The organism is Streptomyces sp. NPDC001093 (assembly GCF_040298985.1).
Taxonomy (GTDB): domain Bacteria; phylum Actinomycetota; class Actinomycetes; order Streptomycetales; family Streptomycetaceae; genus Streptomyces.
The window spans coordinates 25,899-34,840 of record NZ_JBEPBF010000109.1 but is presented as its reverse complement, the minus strand read 5'-3'; the positions used below and the strand labels follow the sequence as shown (position 1 = coordinate 34,840).

The window sequence follows — 8,942 nt, the reverse complement described above, 5'->3', positions numbered from 1 at the left end:
CGGTCCAGGTGGTGGAGTATCGGGTTCACGTCATGGGCGACCATGACCACCGACACGCCTTCCTGGTGGCAGATGCGCCCGATCAGCGCCGCGACGGCACTCTGGTTGGGCAGGTCGAGACTGTCCAACGGCTCGTCCAGCAGCAGCAGTTCGGGCCGGCGGACCAGTGCCTGGGCGATCAGCAGCCGCTGCTGCTCGCCGCCGGAACACTGCCCGATGGGCCGGTGCGCGTACGCCGACGCCCCCACCAGCTCGATCACCTCGTCCACCCGCGCACGGGCGACCCGCCGACGCGCGCTCGGGAACGGCAGCGGCACCCCCCACCGGTCACCGTCCAGGCCCATGCGCACCACATCGACACCCCGAATGCGCAGGGTGGCGTCGAAGCTGCGCCGCTGCGGCAGATAGCCGATGCGGTCGTTGGCCTGCCCGGGCCGGGCGCCGAGGACCCGTATGTCACCGGCCGCCGGGGGCAGGGTGCCGAGCAGGACCTTGATCATGGTGGACTTGCCGACGCCGTTGGGGCCGAGCACGGCGGTGAACTCGCCGGCCCCGATGCGAAGGTCCACCCCCGACCACAGCGTCCGGCCGCCGACCCGCACGGCGGCCCCGCGCAGGCCTGCCACCGTGCCGCTTCCGGTTCCTTCGGCCGTGTTGTCGTGGCCGTCGTCATGGCTGCCGGTGCGGCGGGTGGGGACGGTGCGGGTGACGGCCTCGCGGGCTTTCGCTATCGGGTTCATGGCTTCAGTTCACTTCCCGGTGGCCTTGGCCAGGGACTGTTCGATGCCCTGCAACTGCGTGGTCTGCCACTGCTGGAAAGTGGCACCGGCCGGTGCCAGGGTCTCGGTCACCGTGGCGACCGGAATGCCCTGCGCCTTGGCCGCCTTGACCTGTGCCTGCACGTCCGGCGTGGAGTTCTGGGAGTTGTAGACGTAGATCTTGATCTGCTTGTTCTTGATCTGCTGGTCGATGGTGGCCTTGTCCTTGGCCGTGGGGTCGGAGCCCTCGCTCATCGCGTCCAGGAACGTCTCGGGGGTGAGCATCTTCAGCCCCAGGCCCTCGGCGAGCGGCGTGACGATGGACTCGGAAGCACCGATCGGGGTCCCCGCGTACTTGGCCTTGGTGTCGGCTATGAGCTTGTTGTAGCCGGCAAGCGTCTTCGTCTCGAAGGTCGTCTTCTGCTGGTCGAAGTAGGAGGCGTCGGCCGGGTCGGCCTTCTTGTAGTCCGCGGTGATCTTCTCGATGACCTGGTGGACGTTGGCCGGGGAGTACCAGCGGTGCGGGTTGCCGCCCGGCTTGATCCCGACCAGGTCGCCGACCTTCAGCTCGGTGCGCCCGCTGCCGGGGTTGGCGGCCAGCAGCTTGTCGGCCCATGCGTCGTAGCCGATGCCGTTGACGATGGCGTACTGGGCGCCGGCCACGGTGCGGGCGTCGGCGGCGGTCGGCTCGTAGTCGTGCGGGTCGGTGTTGGGGTTGTTGATGATGCTGGTCACCTTGACATGGCTGCCGCCGAGCTGGGAGGCGATGCTGCCCCAGAAGTTCTCGGCCGCCACCACCTGGATCGTCTTGCCCGAGCCGCTGCCGCTGCCGGTCGCGGCGGTGTTGCTGGTGTGCGAGGAGGAGGTCGAGCAGGCGGTCGCCGTCACAGCCGTCAGGGCATCCATCGCTTTCCGCCCACTCGGGGAGGTTCAGGGGGTAAACCGACCGGAGGAGGGGAAGGGTTCTACGGCGCGCAGCGGGGAGTGGGAGGCCGTGCCCGGACGAGCCGGGCCCGACGTGCTGGGGGAGGGCCGGGTATGGGCGGGCAGCCCTTGTATCTCGCACCGCGGCTGGGGGAGAGGCTGCGCTTGCTGCTGGAGTCCGGCGAACTGCTGCACAGCCTCACCGATGCCCTCGGATCTCCGCTGAACATGGTCGTGCCCGATCAGCTCTCCGCCAATGTGGAGCAGTTCAGGGCGGTGTACGGGCGGCATCAGCTGTCCGGGCAGGTGTTCTTCGCCCACAAGGCGAACCGGTCCAGTGCCCTGCTGCGGCGGCTGGCCGCCGCCGACGCCGGCGTGGACGTCGCCTCACTGGCCGAGTTACAGCACGCGTTCGGCGCCGGCTTCACTCCTGACCGCATCATGCCACCGGCCCGAAGAATCCGGAGTTCCTGTGGCTGGCCGCGCGCACCTCGGTCACCGTCGCGGTCGACGGCTGCGCCGAGCTGGAGCAGTTGGCCGGGCTGGTACGCAAGCACGCACTTGCCCGGGTGCGGGTGCTCCTGCGGCTGTCGGGGTTCGAGACGTCCGGCGTGCGGGTGCTGGGCCGGCGCAGCCGTTTCGGCACGCCCGTAAGGGAGTTGGAGCCGCTGCTGGCAGCGGTCGAGCGGCATGGTGACGTGGTCGACCTGACGGGTGTGGCGTATCACCTGGACACCACCAGCCTCAGCGAGAAGGCGACGGCGCTGGAAGGCTGTCTGCGGGTGCTGGAGGAGTGCCGGAGCAGGGGACTGCGGCCGGTGGCCGTGGACGTCGGCGGCGGATTCGGCGCCGACTACCTGGCCGACGGGGAGCAGTGGGAGCGGTACACGACCGAACTCACCCGCGCCGTCCTGGGCACCCGGCCGCCCCTGACGTGGGGCGGGCACGGCTACGGGCTGCGCAACGAGGGCGGCACACTGCGCGGCTCGCTGGGCCTGTACCCCGCTCGCCGTCCGGTCGCCGGGCCGCGCTACCTCGACGAACTGCTCGCGCATCCGGCCGCGTCCTTCGACGGCCGCTCCCTGGCCGGGCTCCTCCTGGAGCACCTGTACGACCTGCACCTCGAGCCAGGACGGGCCCTGCTGGACCAGTGCGGGCTGACCCTGACGAAGGTGCTGGAGGCGCGCACCGGGGAGGACGGCGGGAAACTCCTGGTACGGCTCGCGGCCAAGGCCGACGACGTGGCCCTGGAGGAGCACGGGGTGCTCGTGGACCCCGTCGTCGTTCCCCGGGATCCGGCCCGGCCCGGCGAAGGCCCGGTCGCCGTCCATCTCTTCGGCAGCCTCTGCCTGGAGGCCGACCTGGTCACCCGCCGGACGGTCTTCCTGCCCCGCCGCCCCGAGCCGGGCGACCTGTTGGTCTTCGCCAACACCGCTGGATACTGCATGGACTTCCATGCCACGCACGCCCAGCGACAGCCGGTCGCGCGCAAGGTCGCCGCCTGGCAGGAGGGAGGCGTGTGGCGCTGGTGCCTGGACGACGAGTACTTGCCGATCACTTCTGTGGGGGGAGCACAGTGAGGTACGACAGCATCACCGAGGCCATCGGCAACACCCCGCTCGTGCGTATCGACCCGGCCGTGCACGGTCTGGCGTACATCGACCTGTACGCCAAGCTGGAGCTGTTCAACCCGTTCGGGTCGGTCAAGGACCGGGCCGCCTGGAACATGGCCCGTCCGCACCTCGCCGAGGCGGCCGCACGCGGCAGCCAGGTTGTCGAGCTGTCCAGCGGCAACACGGCCAAGGCTCTGGCTGTCCTCGCGGGCATGCACGGACTGACCTTCAAGAGCGTCACCAACCGGATGCGCGTGCCGGAGATCAAGGACCTGCTCCTGCTGCTCGGTGCGGAGATCGAGGAACTGCCCGGCCAGAGCGAATGCCTGGATCCGACCGCCACCGACGATCCCTTGACTCTCTTCCACCGGACCCTGTCCGAGCCCGGCAGCGATTACCTGCACACCGACCAGTACTTCAATCCGCGCAACACCGAGGCTCACCTCACCGGCACCGGCCTGGAGATCGTGAAGGACCTGGACGGCCGCGCCCCGGACTGGTTCATCGCCTGTGTGGGCACGGCGGGTTCTTCCACGGGCGTCGCCCGGGTGCTGCGGGAACACGACCCCGCCGTACACGTCCTTGGCCTGGTCGCGGCCAAGTCCGACTTCATCCCGGGTATCCGCACCATCGACGAGGCACACGAGGTCGGCCTCTTCGACCCCGGCACCTACGACACGATCGAAGCCGTCGGCTCCGACGACGCGATCGAAGGCATGCTGACGCTGAACCGGCGGTGCGGCATCCTGGCCGGACCGACCGGGGGCGCCGCCTACTTCGGCGCCGTACGCCGGCTGAAGGCCGTCGACGCCGAGTTGTCGGAGCGGCGGACGGCCGTCTTCATCGTCTGCGACCGGGTCGAGAGCTACCTGAGTTACGTACGCAAGCGCCGCCCGGACCTGTTCGGCCGCCCGCGCCGCCCGACCTCCTCCACCGACCTGTCCGAGGCCGAGATACAGGCGGCTGCGGCGATCGGTGTCGCCGATGCCCGGGCGTGGATCGCCACCGACGCTCCCCTCGTTGTCGACCTGCGCAGCCCCTTCGCCTACGCCGCCCTGCACATCGACGGCTCGGTCAACATCGTCGACGAGCTCTTCGAGGAACTCCTGAGCGGCGGCCTGCCCTTCAGCCGCAACCGCCCCGTGCTGCTGGCCTGCCCGGTCGGCGAGAAGTCCGCCCGCTACGCCGCCCTGCTGACCCGGATGGGACACCCGGACGTGCGCAGTCTGGCCGGCGGCATCATCGCCTGGCGGGACGTGGGCGCGCCCCTGGTGCGGGACTGAACGCCATGACCACGTGCTCTCAAGGTCCCGCTGTCATAGAGGAGTTACGGGATTGGCAGCGCGCCTTGCGCGCCCAGTTCCCGATCATTACCGGGCATCCGGACCTGGCCTACCTGGACAGCGCGGCCACCGCCCAGAAGCCGCAAGCCGTGCTGGACGCCGTGCAGACCTACCTGACCACGGCCAACGCCAACGCCGGGCGCGGCACCTATCCATGGGCCAACCGCACCACCACCCTGGTCGAGCAGACCCGCGACCGCATCCGGCGGCTTCTGGACGACCCTGCACCGGAGCGGTCCGCCGTGCATTTCGGCCACCGCCGGGACGTCCGGGCCGCGCATGGACACCTTCGACCACCGGCTGAACCTGCTGCACGCCCAGGAACTCCCGCTCGTCACCGGCCTCCCGGGCGGCGGGAACCTGGCGGTCAACCGTCGCACGCTGCGCCAGATCCTGCTGTCCGGGCTGGAGAAGGACGTGCACTACAGCGCCCGGCTCACGCACTACGACGTCAGCCCTGCGGGATCGGTGACGGCGTGCTTCGCGGACGGCACCAGCGCCACCGGTGACGTCCTGGTCGGCGCGGACGGCGTCAACTCCGCGGTGCGCGGCCAGTACCTGCCGCACGCGCGGGTCGTCGACGCCGGGCTGCGGCTGGTCTACGGCAAGGTCCCGTTCACGGACGGGGCGGCCCGCACGATGCTGCCGCCAGAACTGCTCGGACTGTGGACCACCGTCGTCGGCCCGCAGCGGCGCTTCGTCGGGCTTGCCCCCGTGCGCTACCGCGAGCCGGTGAGCCAGGCTGCGGCGCGCCTCGGGCCCGGCATCGAGCTGACCGAGGACAGCAACTACCTGGCCTGCGTGTTCGGTGCCCGGCGGGAGCAGTTTCCCTGCGGCGACGAGGAGTTGTTCGCGATGGACGGCTCGGGGCTGCGGGCGCTCACACTGTCGATGGTGGAGGGCTGGGATTCCCGCCTGGTCGAGACGGTGTCGCGCCAGGATCCCGCCTCCCTCTTCCCGGTAGCGGTGCGCATCAGCGTGCCCGTCGCCCCCTGGCAGGCCACGGCGGTCACCCTGCTCGGGGACGCGATCCATGTCATGAGCCCCGCGATCGGCGTCGGCGCGAACACCGCACTGCGGGACGCGCGCATCTTGACCGGGCACCTCGTGCAAGCCGCCGGCGGCCGTCCGGTCCCTGAGGCGCTGCACGCCTACGAGGAGGAGATGCGCGGCTACGGGTTCGACGCCGTGCGCGAATCGGCTGCCCGCGGGCACCGCCTGGTGGGCCAGGACCGCTGCCGGCCGCCCAGAACTAGGCGTCTGCCTGGCCCGTCACCCGGGCGCACGCCTCGCGCAGTCACAGGTGACGGGCTCCGCGCCCCTCGCACAGTGCCCTTTCCGACAGCCGCCGATCTCATCTCGGACCCGCACAGCCCCCTTCTCTTTTCCGTGTGCCGCCGACGTCGCATCGGCGCGACACCACCCTGCCGCTACCAGGCCGCCCCCACGAGCCGCCCTGCTGGAGGAGTACCGTGCCCGCATTCCGTGTAGCTGTCGCCGGAGCCGGCCTCGCCGGACTGACGCTGGCCCACCACCTTCACCGCCACGGGCTGGACGTGGCCGTCTACGAGCGCGACCCCGGTCTGACCACCCGCAACCCCGGCTACCGGCTGCACATCAACTCCACCGGAACCACCGTCCTGGCCGGCGTGCTGAGCCCAGAGCTGCGAGAGCTGTTCGTGGCCACCGCGGGCATCCCGCGCCAGGAGGCACTGGCCTTCGACGAGCACCTCACACCGGGCACGGTCAGGGACCTCAGCAGTTCCCGCGGCCTCGGCACCCCCGTGCCTGGCCTGCCAGAGCACCTCGTGGTGGACCGCTCCACCCTCCGCAGGATCCTCTACACCGGACTGGAGGACGTGGTGCGCTTCGGCACCCCGGTCACCGGATACCGCGACAACCCGGACACGACCGTCACCGTGCACCTGGGCGACGGCCGCCAGGCCGAAGCCGCGGTGCTGATCGGCGCGGACGGGATCAACTCCGCGGTACGCGCCCAGCGCCTGCCCCAGCACCGGGCTGTCGACCTGGGAGCCCGGCACATCGCGGCGAAGATCCCGCTCACCGACCAGACTCGGACCGCGATTCCCCACGCGCCCTACTCGACCTTCACCCTGGTCACCGGCCCGCACCACGACGTGATCTCCTTCGCCCCGCTGGAACGCAGCAACCCGCGCACACCGCTGCTCGCCAAGCGGGACCAGGCATTCCGGGACGAGGTCGCGAAGGACTTCGCCCTGGGCATCTTCAGCGCCAGGACCGACCGTATGCCCTCCAACTCCGAGCTCTACACGGCCGCACCGACGGCGCTCAAGGACTACGCCCTGGAACGCATCGCCTCGTGGCCCCCCGACCCGACCGCCCTCATCGGCCTGTAGGACACCGACACCGTGCAACCCCTCAGGCTGCGAAGCCATGTACCGACCGCCGCGTGGCGGCCCTCCAGCGTGACCCTCGTCGGCGACGCCGTCCACGCCATGAGCCCGGCACTGGGCATCGGGGCCAACACCGCCCTGCGCGACGCGCAGCTTCTGGGTCATGCTCCACTGCGGCGCCGGACCGCGCTCGATGGCGGGCTTCGCAGCCGGCATGTCCCAGCACGCCCACGTGATCGTCCCGACCCACCCCGGCTTCGACGGCACCGCCCGTCCCGATGACCTCGACACTGTCGCCGACCTCGCCTCCTCCTACCTCGACCTGCTCGACGAGCTCGGCCTGCACGGCGTCATGGTCGCCGGCAGCTCGGTCGGCGGCTGGATCGCCGCCGAGATGGCGCTGCGCGACACCGGAAGCAGGATCAGCGCGCTGGTCCTCCTCGGCTCGACCGGTATCACCCCCGAACCCCCGCTGGCCATCGCCAACCCCGCCGACCTCGGCCCTGTACGCACCTGCGAACTCACCTTCCACAACCCCGACTTGCGCCTCGACCCCGCCGCGCTCAGCGACGAGCAGAAGGCGGTCATGGCCGCCAACCAGCGCACCCTGGCCGTCTACGCAGGCGACCCCTTCTGTCACGACCCCAAGCTCCGCGGCCGACTGCACCGCGTCACCGGCCCGGTCCTGGTGCTCGCCGGCGAGCAGGACGGCATCGTGCCGCTGGACTACGGACGCGCCCTGGCCGACTCCTTCCCCCGCGCCACCTTCGCCCCGATCCCCGAGGCCGGGCACGTCCCCCACATCGAGCAGCCCGGCGCGGTCTTCGCCGCCATCGGCGACTTCGTCGACACCGAGGTCAAGCCCGACGGCGAGTGAGTCGGCCCCGGCCGAGCCGGCCCTCGAGGCGGGGCCGCTCCACCCGCCTGTCAGTCGAGCGTCGACGCCCAGTCCCGCAGGGTCTTGACGTACAGCTGCGGATCGCTCGCGTGCATGGCGTGGGCGGCGTCGGGGAAGGAGCGGTAGTCGCATCGCTGCCCGGCCTGGGTGACGATCCGGCACACCTGGGCGGCCTGGAGGTCGGAGACGGCTCCCAGGAGGGTTCCGGTCTCCCCGTCCACCTTGCGGTAGTGGTGGGCGAACAGGACCGGGACCTTCACCGCGGCGAGCATGCGGGCGTGGTCGTTGGAGGCGGTGGCCGAACCGGTCCAGAAGGCGCGGGCCCACTCCGGGTCGTACTCCTTCATGCTCTGCGGCGGCTCGTCACCGCCGAAGTAGCCGCCCGACCGCTCGCCCGAGCCGTCGCCTGAGTGGCCGGACATCTCCGCCAGGCCGCGGAGCAGCGCGGGCGGCAGCTCGCGCGGGAGCGCCGCGAGGAATCCGTGCCAGTCGCCGACCGACCACTGGTCACCCAGGTAGGTGCTGATGAGCCGGTGCATCGGGCCGACGACCTGGCTGGTGCCCTGGCCGTAGGGCGGCCTGATCTCCGCGGAGAACAGCGGCGCGTCCTCCAGGTAGGCGCCGCGGACGGTGCCGGGTGGCGCGTACGCGGCGAGCCATGCGGCGATCAGTCCGCCGGAGGAGTTTCCTGCGACGATGGCTGGACGGCGGACGTGTCCGATGAGGAACCGGGCCAGGTCGTTGCCCATGTTGTCGACCGTGTAGCGGCCGGGGGTCCAGGTGGAGCGCCCTTGGCCGCGCGGGTCCACGGCGAAGACCTCGAAGTCGTCGGCGAGGAGCTTCATCGCCGCCTCGTAGCTCCACCAGGAGGTCGCCTGCGGCGGGATGAGCACAAGCGCCGGCTTGTCCGTCGAGCCGGTCGTGGCGTGGTTCAGCATGATCTCGCCGGTGTCGAACCTCGCCTGCGGGTAGGCGTGCGGAACGTAGGTGGCGTCAGGGTTGTCGGGGCCGTAGTGCGGCATGGGTCTGGT

General features: G+C 70.9%; 8 protein-coding genes and 2 pseudogenes. 7 read left to right on the top strand and 3 right to left on the bottom strand.

Features of this window, described 5'->3' with window-relative positions:
• A partial coding sequence (locus ABT288_RS37195; RefSeq protein WP_351617658.1) for a metal ABC transporter ATP-binding protein occupies positions 1-740 on the bottom strand: 740 nt, incomplete at its 3' end.
• Between the two features lie 9 nt (positions 741-749).
• Positions 750-1,646, bottom strand: a complete 897-nt coding sequence (locus tag ABT288_RS37190; RefSeq protein ID WP_351617655.1) for a metal ABC transporter solute-binding protein, Zn/Mn family — start codon at positions 1,644-1,646, stop codon at positions 750-752.
• A gap of 150 nt (positions 1,647-1,796) precedes the next feature.
• Between ABT288_RS37190 and ABT288_RS37185 the strand changes: the two are divergent.
• The 7 genes and pseudogenes from ABT288_RS37185 (at position 1,797) to ABT288_RS37155 (ending at position 7,890) form a co-directional block, all read left to right on the top strand.
• Positions 1,797-3,262, top strand: a pseudogene (locus ABT288_RS37185) (type III PLP-dependent enzyme domain-containing protein).
• A complete protein-coding gene (locus ABT288_RS37180) occupies positions 3,259-4,578 on the top strand; it encodes a pyridoxal-phosphate dependent enzyme (RefSeq protein ID WP_351617653.1) in 1,320 nt (439 codons plus the stop codon). Before ABT288_RS37185 ends, ABT288_RS37180 begins: the two are co-directional and overlap by 4 nt.
• 5 nt (positions 4,579-4,583) lie before the next feature.
• A pseudogene (locus tag ABT288_RS37175) lies at positions 4,584-4,889 on the top strand (aminotransferase class V-fold PLP-dependent enzyme); the annotation flags it as partial.
• 28 nt (positions 4,890-4,917) lie between these two features.
• Positions 4,918-6,129, top strand: a complete 1,212-nt coding sequence (locus ABT288_RS37170) for an FAD-dependent oxidoreductase (protein ID WP_351617650.1) — start codon at positions 4,918-4,920, stop codon at positions 6,127-6,129.
• The gene (locus ABT288_RS37165) at positions 6,111-7,016 is read left to right on the top strand and encodes an FAD-dependent monooxygenase (protein ID WP_351617648.1); all 906 of its coding nucleotides are present in this window, start codon (positions 6,111-6,113) and stop codon (positions 7,014-7,016) included. Before ABT288_RS37170 ends, ABT288_RS37165 begins: the two co-directional genes overlap by 19 nt.
• A 12-nt stretch (positions 7,017-7,028) precedes the next feature.
• Complete coding sequence (locus tag ABT288_RS37160; protein ID WP_351617644.1) at positions 7,029-7,295, top strand: FAD-dependent monooxygenase; 267 nt, start codon at positions 7,029-7,031, stop codon at positions 7,293-7,295.
• A complete protein-coding gene (locus ABT288_RS37155) occupies positions 7,177-7,890 on the top strand; it encodes an alpha/beta fold hydrolase (protein WP_351617640.1) in 714 nt (237 codons plus the stop codon). Before ABT288_RS37160 ends, ABT288_RS37155 begins: the two co-directional genes overlap by 119 nt.
• A 50-nt stretch (positions 7,891-7,940) precedes the next feature.
• Here the strand turns inward: ABT288_RS37155 and ABT288_RS37150 are convergent, their stop codons facing one another.
• Complete coding sequence (locus tag ABT288_RS37150) at positions 7,941-8,933, bottom strand: alpha/beta fold hydrolase (protein WP_351617637.1); 993 nt, start codon at positions 8,931-8,933, stop codon at positions 7,941-7,943.
• Positions 8,934-8,942: the final 9 nt, after the last annotated feature.

Coding starts and splice junctions, on each gene's coding strand:
- ABT288_RS37170 (WP_351617650.1), top strand. CDS start 4,918: ATGGACACCTTCGACCACCGGCTGAACCTGCTGCACGCCCAGGAACTC.
- ABT288_RS37150 (WP_351617637.1), bottom strand. CDS start 8,933: ATGCCGCACTACGGCCCCGACAACCCTGACGCCACCTACGTTCCGCAC.
- ABT288_RS37155 (WP_351617640.1), top strand. CDS start 7,177: ATGCTCCACTGCGGCGCCGGACCGCGCTCGATGGCGGGCTTCGCAGCC.